The following is a 16399-nucleotide window of genomic DNA, read 5'->3' on the forward strand; positions in this document are numbered from 1 at the left end:
TGGATGAGATTGTCTACTTTTGCAAATGAAAAGGAACGAAATTTGATAGATATGTGTACTTTTAAAAATATAAATAATTAATAATCATTTTTTGTGTCCACTTTGGGGAACTGCTACAAAATCAGTATCTTTGCAGCAATATTCCCTCACAAAAGTGTTGGTAATAAGGCATTATTCCCTCACAAAAATGTACAGACACAAATATTATTCCCTCACAAAAGTGTAGTAAACATGAAAAGATTCATATACAACTATCTGAAAGACTGGAAATTATCCAGTAACAGGAAGCCACTCATCATGTATGGAGCAAGACAAGTTGGCAAGACCTATATCATCAAAGAGTTTGGCGACAACGAATTTGAGAATATGGTTTACATCAACTGTTACAAAAACAAAAGCATTGCTCAACTTTTTCAAGGTGACGCAAATGCAGAAAGACTTTCCATCGGCCTTGCTGCTTATGCACACCAAGACATCACTCCTGGCAAGACCCTTGTATTTCTCGATGAGATACAAGAGATTCCACCTGTTTTGTCCTCGCTGAAATATTTCTGTGAAGACAAGCCAGAATTGCATATCATCGTAGCAGGATCATTGCTCGGTGTCATGAACATGAAAGGAGAATCCTTCCCTGTCGGTAAAGTTGACATCATGCACCTCTACCCCATGACTTATGAGGAATTTCTACTTGCCAATGGAGAGAAACAACTTTTGGATTTATTGCAAAGCGGAGATAAGGAACTTATCAACAGCCTCGCCCCAAAATTCATAGAATACCTTCGACGATACTACTTTGTTGGAGGTATGCCCGAAGCAGTATTGGAATTTACACAAAATCACAACCCAATGCAAGTAAGGCAAATTCAACAAAACATCTTGAATGCATACGAGGCAGATATCAGCAAACACACCGAAGAACAGACACAAAGAGTAAGAATGGTATGGCAATCAATCCCAGCCCAACTGGCTCGCGAGAATAAGAAGTTCATCTATGGTGCAATAAGAAAAGGAGCTAGGGCTAAAGATTTCGAGATTGCAATACAATGGCTCACTGACGCAGGACTCGTCCATAAGGTAGAAAGAACAAGAGATGCCAAATCTCCATTAAAATTCTATGCAGACATGGATGCTTTCAAATTATATGTGCTTGATGTAGGTTTGTTGGGAGCACTCACAATGGCACAACCTGACCAGATTCTCATTGGCAACAACGTGTTTAGCGAATACAAGGGGGCGTTTACTGAGAATTTCGTGCTTCAACAGCTGAAATCTCTTCCTTACTTACCCATATATTATTACAGTAAGCCAAGCTCTACCCAAGAAATCGATTTCATAGTACAAGCCGGCAGCGAAATCTTACCAATAGAAGTAAAGGCTGAGGAGAATGTAAAGGCAAAATCACTAGCAGCATTTATCACTCACGATTTTGCCTCCTATCATCTCAAAGGTATCCGTTTCTCCATGCGAGGTTTCCAAGACCAAAAATGGATGGAAAATGTACCACTATTCGCAGCTAGAGAATTTGTTAAACACAAGGTAGAGAAGAGTTTCATCATCAAATAAGCCATAGAAGCATGAGGAAGAAACTGAATAAGAAACTTTGCATGGATGACATCTATGAGATTTGTATTCTTACCCATGGTAATAACCGTAAAAAAGCTCATCTTTATCAACTAACATTTGATGAGGACGAGCGAATATCCACAAATGCCCTGTGGGTATTCACTCATTTCGACATGCAGAACAACGAGTGGCTCTATGCCAAGCACGATGACTTAATAGACCGAGTTCTCGCAGAGAAGAATGAGACCAAGCGCCGCCTGATGCTTCAACTCCTTCTCCGTCAGCCTTTCGAGGAAGAATCACTCCGCTCCGATTTCATCGATTTCTGCATCGCCAAGATTACTGCCTGTTCCCAACCCTACGCCATCCGCTGCTACTGCATGAAGCTCGCCTACGAGCAGATGAAGTACTATCCCGAACTCCTCGAAGAGTTAAGAATGGCTCTGGATATGCTGGAGCAAGAGGTTCTCTCTCCAGGATTGCAGTCGGCAAAAAGGCAAATTATGAAGAAAATCAAGCGAAGCCTTGGAAAATTCGGGAAATAGTCGTAACTTTGCAAACGTAATATTCTAACAATATAATACATAAATGGATGGAGATACAACTGAACGATTATCACAAGAAAGTCAATGCCCAAATGCAAAAAAGCATGGCTTATTGGCGAGAGCATCCGCTTTCGCTGGAGGAGTGCTTAGCTCAATTCAAGCGCTTGCGGGAACAACGAAATGTTCGCCAAACACTCCTGGTATTTCCGCAAAGCCCTGGTTCGTGCCAACTATCGCAACATTCAGAAAGGCATTGATTACTCTCCTATCTACCTGGTTCGTTTCTTCAGGAACTTACTCCTAAAAGATGGTTGGGTTCTCAAGAACAGATACTTGCATATTCGGCCGACTGATGATTGGAAAGAGCAGCCAAGAATAGGTACCCCACAAGTTCAGTCAACATGTGGAGACTCTTATTCTATCCTTTAACGATGAATATATGACATCTGCGGAAATTATGGGTGCAATCGGACTAAAGGACAGAAAAAGTTTTAGTGAACTATATTTAAACGCTGCCCTCTCAGAAAAAGCTATTGAAAGGAAATATCCAAACACCCCAAGACATCCACGCCAGCAATATCGGATGACAGAGCTGGCAAAGACTTGGAAAGAATGGTATGAGAAAAAGAATAAATAACATCATAATAAAAATAGAAAACAAAAACAAGTAATGAAGAAAAAAGCAACGGTCCTTATCGCCTCTATCATGGCGTTCTGCGGAATCAATACCGCTCACGCTGACGAGGGAATGTGGACGATTTACAACTTGCCTAACGCTGTGTATGAGATGATGCAGCGCGAAGGCTTCAGTATGACTTACGACCAGCTCTACAACGGCGAGAACGCCTTGAAGAATGCTGTGGTTAACTTCTCTGGCTATTGCTCAGGCGTAGTCGTTTCTCCAGACGGTTTGGTATTTACCAACCACCATTGCGGTTTCGAGGCTATCAGAAGCCACTCTACCGTGGAGCACGACTATATGCTCAACGGTTTCTTTGCTAAATCTTACGCAGAGGAATTGCCTAACGAGAATATGTTCGTCAGCTTTATGGTTGAACAGAAGGATGTAACCGATAAGGTGATGAGCCTCGGATACGAGAAACTCGACAACAAGAAGCGCGATGAACTCATCGATTCTCTGGAGAACGAGATGACTAAAGAGGCGAAGAAGAACGATTCTACCCTCCATATCACCGTTCAGCCTTTCTACGAGGGCAACAAATGGTACGCTACTACTTATCGCGACTTCACCGACCTGCGTCTGGTTTTCACCGTACCAAAGTCTATGGGTAAGTTTGGTGGCGATACAGACAACTGGATGTGGCCTCGCCAGACCTGCGACTTCTCTGTATTCCGTATCTATGCCGACCCTAAGACCAACGGTCCTGCTGCCTACAGCAAGGACAATGTGCCTTACAAGCCAAAGCGTTGGGCTCAGGTTTCTCTCCAGGGCTATAAGGATGGCGACTATGCGATGACCATGGGTTACCCAGGCAGCACAGAGCGTTATCTTTCAAGCTACGGAATCCAGACTATGCGCGATGCTGAGAATGCTCCTCGTGCCCAGGTTCGTGGCGTAAAGCAGGAGGTGATGCAGAAGCACATGCGTGCCGACGAGGCAGTACGCATCAAGTATGACAGCAAGTACGCCCAGAGCTCCAACTATTGGAAGAATGCCATCGGTATGAACAAGTGTATCGACTCTATCGGCATCGTGAATCTGAAGCGTGAGTACGAAACCCGTCTCCGTGCTTGGCAGGACACAGCCAAGGCAGCCAACGACCTCGCCCACAAGGTAGATTTCGACAAGCTCGCCAAGCTCTACAAGGAGAGCGCAGACGTGAAATACGCCTGGACCAACTTTGCTGAATCTTTCACAAGAAGAAGCAACATCGAGTTCTCTACCCGTGCCATCAAGCTCCAGACCAACATGGAGGTGAAGGGCCCTGAGAAGAACAAGAAGAAGCAGTATCATGAGTTTGAAGATAACTCTGCAGAATGGGATATGGCGCTCGATAAGGAAGTGCTCGCTACCCTCTTGAAGAACTACAAGGAGCACGTAGATGCAAAATGGTTGCCAAAGTTCTACAAGACCATCGACGCTGAGTTTGGCGGCAACTACGCCAAGTATGTGGATTATCTCTGGGAGAAGTCGCTCATCATGAAGAAGGGCGCCAAGCTCTATTTCAACAAGAAGGGATATGAGAAGGATCCAGGCGTAAGCTTCGGTATGGATCTGAACGATGTATATGGTGATTTCGCTGCTCAGATGGGCAGCATCAACGACAGCATCGCCGAGCAGGAGAAGTATCTCTGTGCTGCCAAGCTCCGTATGGAGGAAGACATGCCTCACTACAGCGACGCAAACTTCACCATGCGATTGAGCTACGGTCAGGTAGGCGGTTTCGACCTCGGTGGCAAGCCATCTGGTTATTACACCACAGCCGAGAGCATCGTTGAGAAGATGAAGAAGGGCGACAAGGTCATCGATTACTACGCTGAGCCTATCATGCACGAGCTTCTCTCTGAGAAGGATTTCGGCAAGTATCAGGATAAGGCGACTGGCAAGATGCAGCTCTGCTTCCTCACCAACAACGATATTACCGGTGGTAATTCTGGTAGCCCTATGTTCAACGGCAAGGGCGAGTTGATTGGTCTTGCCTTCGATGGCAACTGGGACAGCCTCAGCTCAGACATCAACTTCGACAAGCGCCTGGCTCGCTGCATTGGTGTGGATATTCGCTATGTGCTCTACCTGATGGATAAGTGGGGACACGCAGACCGCCTCTTGAAGGAGATCAATGCAAAGTAATTCCTATCTCTAAATCAATAGAGATGATATAAAGGTTTATCCTGGGATAAAGATTAATCTCAGGATAATATAAAAAGAGCGGAAAATCAGCTGTTAACTGTTAACCTGTTAACTCCTGGCTTTCCGCTCTTACTTTTTCTTATAGGTTCGCAACTAATATTGCGAGATATTATTCAGTTCTTTCAAACTAACTTTTCTAGGCTCTTCCTTCAATGTCTTCAGCAAATCAGAGGCTGTCATCTCCACCTGAGGATTGAAATCCACAGAGCGCATGTAATCAATTACACTCTGATAGAAAGCCTTGCCTTCCGGATATTTGGCAGCCTTCTCCAAATCGCTCATGCAGACGAGAAGCTTTCCTGCTCCCACCTTCCATTCCATCACCAAGCCAAGTTTATGGTTCCGCTCAATATTATCTATCACCTGAACAATCAGGCGATAATCCTTGGCGAAGTTGTCAAGCACCAGCGGATGCGATTCCTTGATAACCGGGAACCATTGCCAGTTGGTGTGCATCTCCGTAGGGAAACCCTTGAATATCGGATGTTCCGGATTCGTAAGAATGCCTAGAGCTCCTGGAGAAACCTTCTTCTTGTTGTTCTCGCAGATGGTCTTGAACATGCGATAATTCCAGTAATCGGTCTGGAAGAGTCCGCCAACAGTATAAGGAGTAGCATTATCTGCCTGCGAAAGCGTATCATCGGCAGCCACAAAATGGCTGGAAGCCGTAGGCATCCAAAGCACCTTTCCGCCCTTTTCCAAGACTTTCACCACTTCCTCATTCAAATCCTTGGCTATGATGACGCCCTTCTTTTCCATCGCCTTCTTCGGATAAACCCAAAGTTCGTAGGAGTTTCTCGCCTCTGTTCCTTCAATGTTTAATGTAAGAAGCAGCTTGGTAGGTTTCTGCACGTGGAAAACACCATTCAGTTCACCCACATCCACCAAACCTTCATCGTATGAAAAGATGTTCAATACTCCCTCATCCTCAGCCAGATGCCATTTCAGTTTCTTGCCCTTCAGCGAAGAACCGCCATAATTGGCTACCTTTACCTTAGCCTGAATCTTCTCGCCATCCTCAAAGCAGAACTTCTTCATTTCCAGCAGAGGAACCACAGGCGAGCACCACTGGCGCCATTCCTCGGGCGTAGTGATTCCCTTGCTCTCCATGAAAGCATCGAGGATGCCTACGAAAGCACTTCCCTGACCGGGATAATCCTGAATATCGAGCAGTTGGAAGCCCGCCATATTCTTGGTGCGAAGATCCATTTCTATATCGGCTTTATAGAGTTTCACGCTCCATAAGCCCGAAGCCTTGTGGAAATCATCTGCCTGCGAGAGCATTCCGGCTGCAGCCAGACGACGGCGGAAGACTTCAAAGTTATAAGGATGAAGCACTCCGGTGTATTTCTTCATTTCCCGATAATCAGGATAGGTCTGAAACTGTCCTGTTTCGTGAGAGATGATTGGGATTCCTGCCTTATCGCAAGCCTCATCAAAATTCATCGTAGAATTAGGATGGAAATGATTGATCATTCCTCCATCGTAGGCATCGGCAAACGAGAAAGAACCACGGGTATGAGTATTGTATTTGCCCCATCCCTCGCCTCCGATGCGGCAAGTGGTGAAGTAATCCATTCCTTCTTTTATTCCTTGATAACCGAGATAGTAATTGCTTCCGAAGGTATAGTATTTATCTGGCGCAATCTTGCGGAAATCATCCACAAACTCCTTCATCTTGTCGATGTCGCCCCAGAGTTCATTACCCAGCGCCATCATTCTGAAAGATGGATGATGACCATACTCCCGCAGAATATTCACTCCCTCCTGATGCAGAAAGGTCATGAGTTTCTCATCCTTCTTGTCAAAAGAACCCCAGAAAGGAAGTTCCGGCTGGAGATAGATTCCCAGGCTGTCCGCTGCCACGAAAGCCGCCTCCGGTGGGCACCAGGAATGAAAGCGCACATGATTGATTCCATACTCCTTGCAGATTCCGAGATACTTCATCCAGCCTTCCACGCTCATTTCCACATGTCCCGTCAGCGGCCATACAGCCGCATCGTGCTTGCCACGGAGGAATATCCTATGACCATTGGCGTAGAAGTGGGCGCCCTTGATATGAAAATCCTTGGCGAAATCAGGCATCTGAAGGGCGGAAGGAGAAGCTACAGAACGGCTAGGGATTGCTCCTGTTAGAGTTTCTGCAGATTTGCTCTCTACAGAGCTGGCTAGCTGGAGTTCTATCCTTCCGATAATTCCATTCCAGTTGGTCTGCGTATCTTCCGTGTAAGCATGGCTGGAACCGTAAACCTGCTCAGGCACACCTCTTCCATTATCCACCACGATTTCCAGAAAATGCTTGCCCGGCTTCACCTTCTTTGGCAGAAGATAGCGCTGGGGAGTAGAGATGAAGTTGCAGGAATCCACCAGTTCTCCATCCACATACACCCATGTCGGTCGGGTACGCTCCAGGAAGAGTTCTACTGGCTTCTTCTTCCAGTCCTTCGGGATATTGATGGTTCTGGAATATCTTGCAGCTCCTTTATAGGCATAGAGTCTCGTAAGATGCGTTGTTTCCATCGTATCTTTCGGAGCGAATCCCAGACGGTTCGTATCGATGGTACCGGGAAGAATGGCACGCTTCACCTCACCCTGCGAGGCACGCTTACTCTTGGCAAAAGCACTACCGCTCTTTCCCAACTCCACATTCCATTCACCAGCGAGCGAAATGCTCTGTGCTTGCAAGCCCAAACTTACCAGTCCCAGACAAGCGATAAGAATAGTTTTCTTCATTAACTTATAATTGTCTAATAGTTCATACCAAAAGCCCAGAGAGGAATAACATTGCCCATGCCTGTCTCTATATCATCCTTCACAACATATCCTTCTTTAGCCTCAGAAATCTGCTTCTGACCTTTCTTTTTACCACCGATTTCAAATGTCTTGTCTTCTATCTGAAAATCAGAAATTGGAGAATTGAAGACAGCATGATTCACACGCATCTGATTAAAAAAGAAAGTCTCTCGCTGATTGCCAATATCAGGCACCGAAGAAGAGAGAGCAAAGGAGAGGTTGGTATTATCAAGATACACCTTTTCTACCTTACCCAAACCACGCACTCCTCCTGTGGACTCGTGAAGTTGGGCTATCAAACCTGCACGCTCCATAAGTTCGAAGTAATCGGGCAGGTTATTGCGATCTACCTTGATAGTTGTAGCAATGGTACTCATGTTTGGCTTGAAAGGCACACTATCAGCTATTACCTGCATCAGTTCCTTCAATTTTCTGGACACCATCACCGTATAATTGGCATATTGTGGAATATCCGTCTCCAAAGTCATACTCACCACTTGATTCAGTCGCATCCTATAGCCCTCATCCTTAGAAAAAGGATAGTAGCCCTTGCGCAAATATTCATTAAACAATGCCAACGGATGCTCAATCTCCTCAGGCAACACAACTTCATTGTTTACGATTTGTTCCAATGTAGAGACAGGAATGTCTATGCCCTTTTCCATACCGATGTATTCACGAAAAGACAAACCTTGCATCGTAAAGACCAATACCCGGCGACTTAAATCTGCTGTACCTTTATAAATATCAAGCACAGAAGAACCGGTAAATACCACTTGCAAGGTTGGCAGATTATCGTATATCATTTTAAGTTCTGTAGCCCATCCCTTATATTTATGTATTTCATCGATAAAAAGATGCTTGCCGCCAAGTTGGCTAAACTTCATTGCAGTTTCAAAGAGAGTATGATTAGCGAAATAGATGGATTCTGCACTCACGTAGAGTGTGTCTTTCATCTGAAGATTCAATTTGATATACTGCAAAAGAAGTGTTGTCTTGCCGACTCCACGAGGTCCAACAAGAGCCGTCATCCGATTCGACCAAGGAATCTGATGATACATATATCGTAGGTATCGAGTATCGGTACGCTTGATAAGATTGTCAGAAAGTTGCTTCAATAATTCCATATTTCTTGCCTTATTTGATGTTTACGGCTGCAAATATACAAAAATTGCGGTAAAAACACCGCAATTTACCAAAGAAATTGCTATGTTTTTACCGCAAAATATAAATTACGAAGAAAAAGGCACAATAAATGCAAGTACAATTATTTTTATGACTACCCATGTTATTTGGCTAAATGGTGTCTTGCCGGCATTCCATAAACAGAAACTCCCAATGTTACAGGGAAATTCTTTTTTCTATCTGTACACAGATTTCTCACACATCCCTTCTTAAAATAAGCTGGGAAATGTATTTCACCATTTCCACTACTTGCCATAACAGCTACACCAATATAATATTTATGATTATGTTTCAGTTTTAAAGGTTCTTCTACCAATGCAAAAAAATCTTTTTTATCGGAGATTTTAGACACTTGTATGTAGATTGGTCGATGCTGAATCGGGACAAATTGCGTGCCTATAATTTCATAGACAATTAAACGAATTGTACAATATGCAAAAGAGCATTTCTGCACACGCAACTTGACATTTTTCACAAACCAATCTTTGTTTACTGAAAACAATGGTCCTGTTTCGTATTGAGTATTTTGAACATTATGAAAAGCTACATCACCAGGTGCGCGCACACCCCTATCAACAATACTTTTCTGCTTTTTTCCAGATACAATTGTTATATCACACAAGTTACTAATCTTTTCCTTTAGTGTAATGTTTAATTCATTATTCTTACTATAAACACCAAAAGGAATTCTACACATTTGATAACTGATGTGACTAATAACTATTTCTTTTTTCATACCATCAGGTACCACTAATGAAAAGTTTCCATCCTTATCAGACACGGCATAAATACTATCCGCATGTATACTTGCAAACTCTACATTCCGACCAGATTCATCCACAATATGGCCTTTAATGGTTCTGTTTGCAGCAACACATGCTAAAGCCATCTGTTCACAAACAATTAGAATAAATAAAAATCTCTTCATGTTCCAAGTTTTAAAGAGTGGGCAAAACCTTGCCCACTCATCTAGTTCTACATTTAAATTAAATTGGGATGTTCCAAGCAAGAAGCGTCACATCTTGGTTTTTGTCAAACTCTTGTGCAGAAACCATCTCAACAAGTTCCTCACGACTTGACAACTCTTCTAAATCCAAAGAGTCTACAAACTTTTTCATTTTGTCCATAATTATTTTATTTAATGTTCTACTTTTACAGAATCAGCCTCTAATGCGACATTTCCTACCATTTTATCAAATTGGTACATTTTATACAACTTACCATTATGGAAATCCAACTTTGTCGTAACAATAAAAGGACAATTCTTAACTCTTACTGCTTCTTTGTAATACAAATGTTCTTTTAATACAGAATCCGTATCAATAGAAATATCCATCGAGAAAGGATTTCCATATCGTTCTATTACTGTCTGTTTGTCTAGGTTCAAAGTCAACTGTCCATCAGCAAAATGCGAACTTGTAGGAATCACTGTACAAGAAGCCAACAAATTAAATGCTACAAAACAGTATTTTTTCATTCTACCTTAATTATCTTACCTGAATCTAACATTTGCTTTGTGATTATTATCTTTCGACTAGAAGCTGTAGAAGAATCTATAGGTGTAAGATTTAGAACAGCATCTACAAACTGAGCATCTACACCGCTCCATTTTCCTTTAATCTTTATTCGTCTGCCAGAAGTAACACCAACACAAGTTGCAACATAATCGACATCCATATTATATTTATAGAATACAACAGACAATTGAGCAGTATAATTTGCAGGAACACTCACAGGATATTCCCTACTTATTGTAACTGTCTTTGCCTCAGTTTTTCCATATGTAAACTCTTGCCCTCCGGAGACAGAGGTCGTAATTTTACCTTCTGCAATAAAAGGAACCCTAGTCTTTATCTCCGTTGAAACAGAAACATTATAAGAGGTTTTCTTATTAAAACTGGAAGATTTGCTATATGACTCTTGCACCTTGAAAGAATAAGTTTGAGCTATCGGACCCTTATTTGTATATTTCTCAGAATATAGCACATTAGGAACTTTATTTAAAACACCCGCATCTGTATCAAACTCCACACTCTCCACATTAAACTTCTCAACAGGAATTATTCTAAATTCTTGTCTTGCCATTTTGGAATATTTTTCCAATGATAATTTCGCTCCATTAGCAGTTATTACGCTATAATATATGTCATACCAATTACCACTACTACCTTGTCGAGGATAATCTTGACTTTCCAAGATATATGCATCTGTTGAATAATCCGCTTTTTTATATCCCATGACGCTCCAAACAAAGATGTTGTACTTTCCTTCATTGCATACACAACCTTTACATCTGGAGCATTAGAATATGCTCCAATACTTATTGGGGTCTTTGTTTTCGTGGAATAAATTAAGTATGGGATACCAGCTGTAGCAGGCAATATCTTCAGATAAAACTGTAGACCTTCATCTTCTTCATTAAATGCTGCAAGTGAAAGCTCTTTACCTTGGCTAGAGGCACTAAGAAATTGTAGGTTTGATGTATTTCCTGCAACTTGTAAGTATATAGGAACCTCGTCCAATTGGCTAAGTTCTTCACTAACATCGTTGTCATTATAGGCTCTTGTTTGTACTTTCTTTCTCACGCACGTCGAGTCTAAAGGAACAATACAACCAGAACCTGTACCAACAGCATAATCTTGCCCTATCTCACTTTGATTACTTTTTGCTAAGATAGAATCAAAACTATCGTTTGTTGAACAAGCTGACAAAACGATAGCACTTACCAACATCAAAACACTCAAATACTTTTTCATAAGCGTGATAATTTTAGTTATACTTATAATAATGTTTCCAAAAGATTGACTAAATTATGTCTACTATTCCTATATAGATATTACTACCTAGAGTCACCACAATTGTATACAGACCTCTAGACAAATCACCAAACAGCAAATGCATAGTATTCTTGCCTTGGATTACTTCAGAATATGTTTGTACCATATTACCATTATCGTCAGATATGCAGATTTGAGCAATCCCAGCATATCTATAGATATCTAGAGTTAACTCTTCTGCTTCTAAATCACCAGTTACTTGTGGAAGTACAGTACGTGCTTTTCCACTATCCTTACTTCCATGACGGAAGTAGACTTCTTTGGCATCCATATGAGTTGGAACAACCAAAAGCAGTGACAAACCTATTACCATAATCATCTTTCTCATAACGACTCTCTTTTAATGAATTAAAATTTCGGTTGCAAAATTAGCTATCTTTTGGCTATAACACAAACTTTTTGGGTCTATTTATTAAACGTGGCAAAAATCGCACAACAACTTTATATACAATAGGTTTTATTCACCCCCCCCAGTTTTAACAAGGTCTAAAAATACTTTTCGAATGGATTTTTCAAAATGTTTCAATGTATTTTCGCAATGAAATATGCTCATTTTTGATGCCTACTCGCTCCTTATATAAGAACAATTTTTGCTTGATGGCTTTCTCGCTAATGCAATAAATTGAAGCCAAAGACTTCTGAGGCAACTTCAGGCGTAGCAACATCATAAGCCTAATGTCGTTTTGAGTCAAATTTGAATGTTGTTTTTTCAACCTTGTTACAAACAAATCCTCTACACCCTCCAAAAACATCTCTAATTCCACCCAGTCATCCTCTGACAAGACTAAATGTTTAATTCCTTTTTCTCCGATAGAATTCAATTTCTCCACAATTTCTATTTTCTTTAGCAAATAACCACGCATGGTTACCAGTTGAGCTTCTTTATGAGCAATCTCTTCCTTATGTAATTTGTCTGTCATCAGCATTTCCTGTTCATGCAACTCTTGTTCATGAATCAACTTCGTCGCAGCAAGCTCTTTCTCTTGCTGTATTTTAAGGGCAATCCGCTTTTTGTATGTGAAATAAGCGTACACAATAAATATAAGTAAAGAAATAAGTAATAGAAGAGATAGCAGTAACACCCATCTTTGCATTTTCGCCTTACCTTTTAGTTCTGCTTTTTCCTTTACGTTATTTATATAAGAGGCATAATAGTTGTATTTCCCTTGTACAGCTTTGCGATATGCATTTTCGTAATTATCACTTGCAGAATCGGTATAGCATATGGCTAAATTTATATTTTTATTTTTTATTGCCCCCAAAGTTTTTAGATAAAGGATACTATTCTTGTCTTCCCTTGATTTTGGACTAAGGTTATTTAAAATTGCAAACATTTCATTTAGAGAATCAACATCGTAAAAGGCAAAAGCCAATTCTAATTGACAAGTAACATCTTCTGGGTTTCTTTGACTACTTGCGATTTTTGCATAATACAAACTACTATCTTTTTTACCAAGTTCACCATAAACAAAAGCCAAATCTTGACAAACATCAGACATAACCTCTTTGTTTTTCAACGCTTTTGCATCATTGAGAGCTAGCAAATTTTCATCTAATGCAGAGTGTAAACTATCGATATCTAAGAGGCTTGTACTTAAACGAAGTCTAGCATACACTTTATTCTTAAGAGGTAATTGAGGTCGCTTATCATAGAATTCGACTAAGTTTCTTGCAAGTTTCATAGCTTTATGTGGATTCAATTCTCCCTCTACTCTCACTAACTTATCTAATGAAAGCGAAATCAAATAATCATCATCTTTCTTTTTTGCCAAATTATAGGATTTTTCCAAACAAGCCTTCGCTAGTACTATACTATCAACAAGCCTATAGTATTCTCCCATATAATACAAGGCTGTAGCATAGAGCGAATCGTTTTGGTGTTCCTCATACCAATCATATGCTATGCGAATCAAGGAATCGTTATCCACATTCAAACCAGACTTATCCTGTGCCATATAATAAATGAGGGCATACTTCGCCATATCCTCTTCAGAAAGTTTTCTCTGCTCTATATGGTTCAAAAACGCCAAGGCACTATCCGGTTCAGTCTCAGCTAGTGCATAAGCCACGCCCAACTCTTTCTTATGACTTTGGTAGCAGGAAACAAAGATTGGTGCTACCATAAAAGCCAAGATCATGTATAAAGTTACTTTTCTCATATATCAATAGTTATTTAATCTGCAAAAATACAATTTTATTTTTAGATAGAAGTAAAAACCAGGTCTAAATATAAGAAAATTTCATCTACAGCAACCAAGCTGGTAATCAACAACATACACAAAAAACATCAAAAGAAAAAGTCTAAATATCGAAGATTATTCATAAAAGCATAGTAACTTTGATGTTTCCCACAAGAATCATAACGGAAAGAGCACCCCTCCTTGATTTACAAGAAAGAATGCTCTTTACTATGATAACTATAGCCACATGAATTACTTTACTTCATCATGCAATGCTTTACTTCTTCTTAGGTCTGCGACGAGCCCAACCTTCTTCCTCGAAGTTTGGCTCCTCACCCTTGAACTTCACGTTGTCGTTGTTCTGGAAGAACTGGCGCCAATCGCCTGTATCCTCCTGAGGGCGAGACTTTCTGCCACCACGAGATTCACCACGGTTTCCACGTCCTCCCTTTCCACGAGAATCACGAGAGTCTCTTGCATCATCAGAAGAACCTCTGCGGCTGCGTCCGCCTCTTTCTGAACCACGGCCGCCTCTGCCCTCAGAACTGCGTCCGCCACGGGCTGCTCTGCCATGACCTTCCTCATCAGCATCGTTACATCTTACGGTTCTGCCCTTGTACTCAGTACCGTTCAAAGCCTTCATCACGCGCTTCGCATCCTCCTCAGGCACCTCGATGTAGGCAAACTTACTCAGCAGGTCGATGTGACCCACCTCCTGGCGACCCTTCACGTGCTTGTTCAGATACTGCATGATTTCGCCCGGATAGAAACCATCCGCCTTACCCAGGTTGATGAACAGGCGCTTGAAACCAGCCTCAGTCTCATGCTTTCTGCGACCATTGGAAACCTTGCCACGGCCCTCGCCACGGCTTCCACGGCCTTCGCCGCCACGGGAACCCTTGCCTGTTTCTGGCTTGATAATCTCAGGAGCATTCTTATAGTAATCGAGGAACTTACCGAAGGTGATGGTTACCATCTTCTTGATGATGTCCTCCTTGTCGATGTACTCAAACTGGCGGTTGATTTCAGCCATGTATGGTTCAATCTGATCCTCGTCCACATCGGTCTTCATAATGTCGTCCATCGTCTTGAAGAGCTGCTTCTTGCAGATTTCCTCTGGGGTTGGCAATACGCCGTCCACGAACTCCTTGCCAATCTGCTTCTCAATCTGGCGAACCTTGAACTTCTCTCTGGTATGGATGATAGAGATGGATGTTCCCTTCTTTCCGGCACGACCGGTACGGCCGCTTCGGTGGGTGTAGCTTGCCACATCATCAGGCAAACCGTAGTTGATAACGTGAGTCAGATCCTCTACGTCCAGACCACGGGCAGCCACATCGGTAGCCACCAGAAACTGAACGGTATGGTTGCGGAACTTCTGCATGGTGAGGTCACGCTGCTGCTGACTCAAGTCGCCGTGCAGCGCCTCAGCATTATAACCATCCTTGATGAGCTTATCTGCAATATCCTGAGTCTCCAGCTTGGTGCGGCAGAAGATAATTGCAAAGATGCGTGGATAGAAATCCACCACACGCTTCAGGGCGAGATACTTGTCCTTGGCATTTACCAGATAGTAGATGTGGTTTACATGCTCAGCACCCTCGTTGCGCGAACCCACTACGATTTCCTTGTGGTCGTGCAGGTAGTTGAGGGCAATCTTCTCGATGTCCTTGCTCATGGTAGCCGAGAAGAGCAGGGTGTTTCTATCTTCCGGAACGTTCTCAAAGATGGCATTGATGCTCTCTGAGAAGCCCATGTTCAGCATCTCGTCAGCCTCATCAAGCACCACGTTGTTCACGTTCTCCAACTGAGCCACGCCACGATTAATCAAATCGAGCAGACGGCCAGGGGTAGCCACGATAATCTGCACACCATGCTTCAGGGTGCGAATCTGGCTTCCAATGTCGGTACCGCCATAAACTGCGGCAATATGCAAACCGTCGATGTACTTGGCAAAACTGTTCAAATCGTCTGCAATCTGGAGGCAGAGCTCACGTGTAGGACTGAGGATGATAGCCTGTGTCTGCTTGCTTTTGGCATCAGTTTTCTGGATAACCGGAATACCGTAAGATGCAGTCTTACCCGTACCGGTCTGCGCCAACGCAATCACGTCGTTCTTATTACCAAGCAAATATGGGATTACTTCTTCCTGAACTGGCATTGGATTCTCAAATCCAAGCTCTTCGATGGCACGGCGAATCTCCTCGCTCACGCCTAATTCTTCAAATGTCTTCAAATCTTTTTAACCTTAATTCATTATAATCTAAATGGAAGGCCGAATTCACCCTCCCAGCCATGAATTAGGGTGCAAAATCCTTCCGAAACGCTTGCGGCAATCCCACGCATTTATTAAGATTGCCTAAATTCGGGTGCAAAGATACGAAAAAAATGCGAGTTTCTTGCAGATTTCTGCAATATTTTATT

At 42.3% G+C, this 16399-nt stretch carries 15 protein-coding genes; 5 read left to right on the forward strand and 10 right to left on the reverse strand.

Annotated features, from left to right (window positions below):
• The first annotated feature begins 231 nt into the window (after positions 1-231).
• The 5 genes from NNC77_RS14315 to NNC77_RS14335 all read left to right on the forward strand — a co-directional run bounded on the left by NNC77_RS14315 (position 232) and on the right by NNC77_RS14335 (position 4920).
• Complete coding sequence (locus NNC77_RS14315) at positions 232-1563, forward strand: ATP-binding protein (RefSeq protein WP_254971527.1); 1332 nt, start codon at positions 232-234, stop codon at positions 1561-1563.
• Positions 1564-1574: 11 nt separating this feature from the next.
• Entirely contained in the window at positions 1575-2108 is a 534-nt protein-coding gene (locus NNC77_RS14320; RefSeq protein ID WP_254971525.1) for a hypothetical protein, read from the forward strand.
• Between the two features lie 180 nt (positions 2109-2288).
• Positions 2289-2537, forward strand: a complete 249-nt coding sequence (locus NNC77_RS14325; protein WP_254971524.1) for a hypothetical protein — start codon at positions 2289-2291, stop codon at positions 2535-2537.
• A gap of 10 nt (positions 2538-2547) precedes the next feature.
• Positions 2548-2745, forward strand: coding sequence for a Fic family protein (locus tag NNC77_RS14330; RefSeq protein WP_254986892.1), 198 nt, complete (start codon positions 2548-2550; stop codon positions 2743-2745).
• Between the two features lie 33 nt (positions 2746-2778).
• Positions 2779-4920 (forward strand): S46 family peptidase, encoded by a 2142-nt coding sequence (locus NNC77_RS14335; protein ID WP_254971523.1) that lies wholly within the window; start codon positions 2779-2781, stop codon positions 4918-4920.
• A gap of 153 nt (positions 4921-5073) precedes the next feature.
• Here NNC77_RS14335 and NNC77_RS14340 read toward each other — a convergent pair whose 3' ends face one another.
• From NNC77_RS14340 to NNC77_RS14385, 10 genes are all read right to left on the reverse strand, one after another.
• Complete coding sequence (locus NNC77_RS14340) at positions 5074-7713, reverse strand: beta-glycosidase (protein ID WP_254971521.1); 2640 nt, start codon at positions 7711-7713, stop codon at positions 5074-5076.
• A gap of 14 nt (positions 7714-7727) precedes the next feature.
• A complete protein-coding gene (locus NNC77_RS14345; RefSeq protein ID WP_218412535.1) occupies positions 7728-8900 on the reverse strand; it encodes an ATP-binding protein in 1173 nt (390 codons plus the stop codon).
• A gap of 161 nt (positions 8901-9061) precedes the next feature.
• Positions 9062-9886 carry a carboxypeptidase-like regulatory domain-containing protein gene (locus NNC77_RS14350; protein ID WP_118155084.1) on the reverse strand — a complete coding sequence of 275 codons (825 nt, stop codon included), beginning with the start codon at positions 9884-9886 and terminating at the stop codon, positions 9062-9064.
• Between the two features lie 58 nt (positions 9887-9944).
• Positions 9945-10085: a hypothetical protein gene (locus tag NNC77_RS14355; RefSeq protein WP_233400604.1), complete on the reverse strand. Its 141-nt coding sequence runs from the start codon at positions 10083-10085 to the stop codon at positions 9945-9947.
• Between the two features lie 11 nt (positions 10086-10096).
• Positions 10097-10435, reverse strand: coding sequence for a hypothetical protein (locus NNC77_RS14360; RefSeq protein WP_118155075.1), 339 nt, complete (start codon positions 10433-10435; stop codon positions 10097-10099).
• Positions 10432-11043, reverse strand: a complete 612-nt coding sequence (locus NNC77_RS14365; protein WP_254971520.1) for an ETX/MTX2 family pore-forming toxin — start codon at positions 11041-11043, stop codon at positions 10432-10434. The genes NNC77_RS14360 and NNC77_RS14365 overlap by 4 nt, the downstream gene beginning before the upstream one ends.
• A 44-nt stretch (positions 11044-11087) precedes the next feature.
• The gene (locus tag NNC77_RS14370; protein ID WP_254971519.1) at positions 11088-11714 is read right to left on the reverse strand and encodes a hypothetical protein; all 627 of its coding nucleotides are present in this window, start codon (positions 11712-11714) and stop codon (positions 11088-11090) included.
• 49 nt (positions 11715-11763) lie between these two features.
• Positions 11764-12123, reverse strand: coding sequence for a hypothetical protein (locus NNC77_RS14375; RefSeq protein ID WP_118155069.1), 360 nt, complete (start codon positions 12121-12123; stop codon positions 11764-11766).
• A 184-nt stretch (positions 12124-12307) separates the two neighbouring features.
• The gene (locus NNC77_RS14380) at positions 12308-13954 is read right to left on the reverse strand and encodes a hypothetical protein (RefSeq protein WP_118155066.1); all 1647 of its coding nucleotides are present in this window, start codon (positions 13952-13954) and stop codon (positions 12308-12310) included.
• 298 nt (positions 13955-14252) lie between these two features.
• Positions 14253-16211: a DEAD/DEAH box helicase gene (locus NNC77_RS14385; RefSeq protein ID WP_254971517.1), complete on the reverse strand. Its 1959-nt coding sequence runs from the start codon at positions 16209-16211 to the stop codon at positions 14253-14255.
• Positions 16212-16399 lie beyond the last annotated feature (188 nt).

It is taken from the genome of Segatella copri, assembly GCF_024330485.1.
Taxonomy (GTDB): Bacteria; Bacteroidota; Bacteroidia; order Bacteroidales; family Bacteroidaceae; genus Prevotella; species Prevotella copri_L.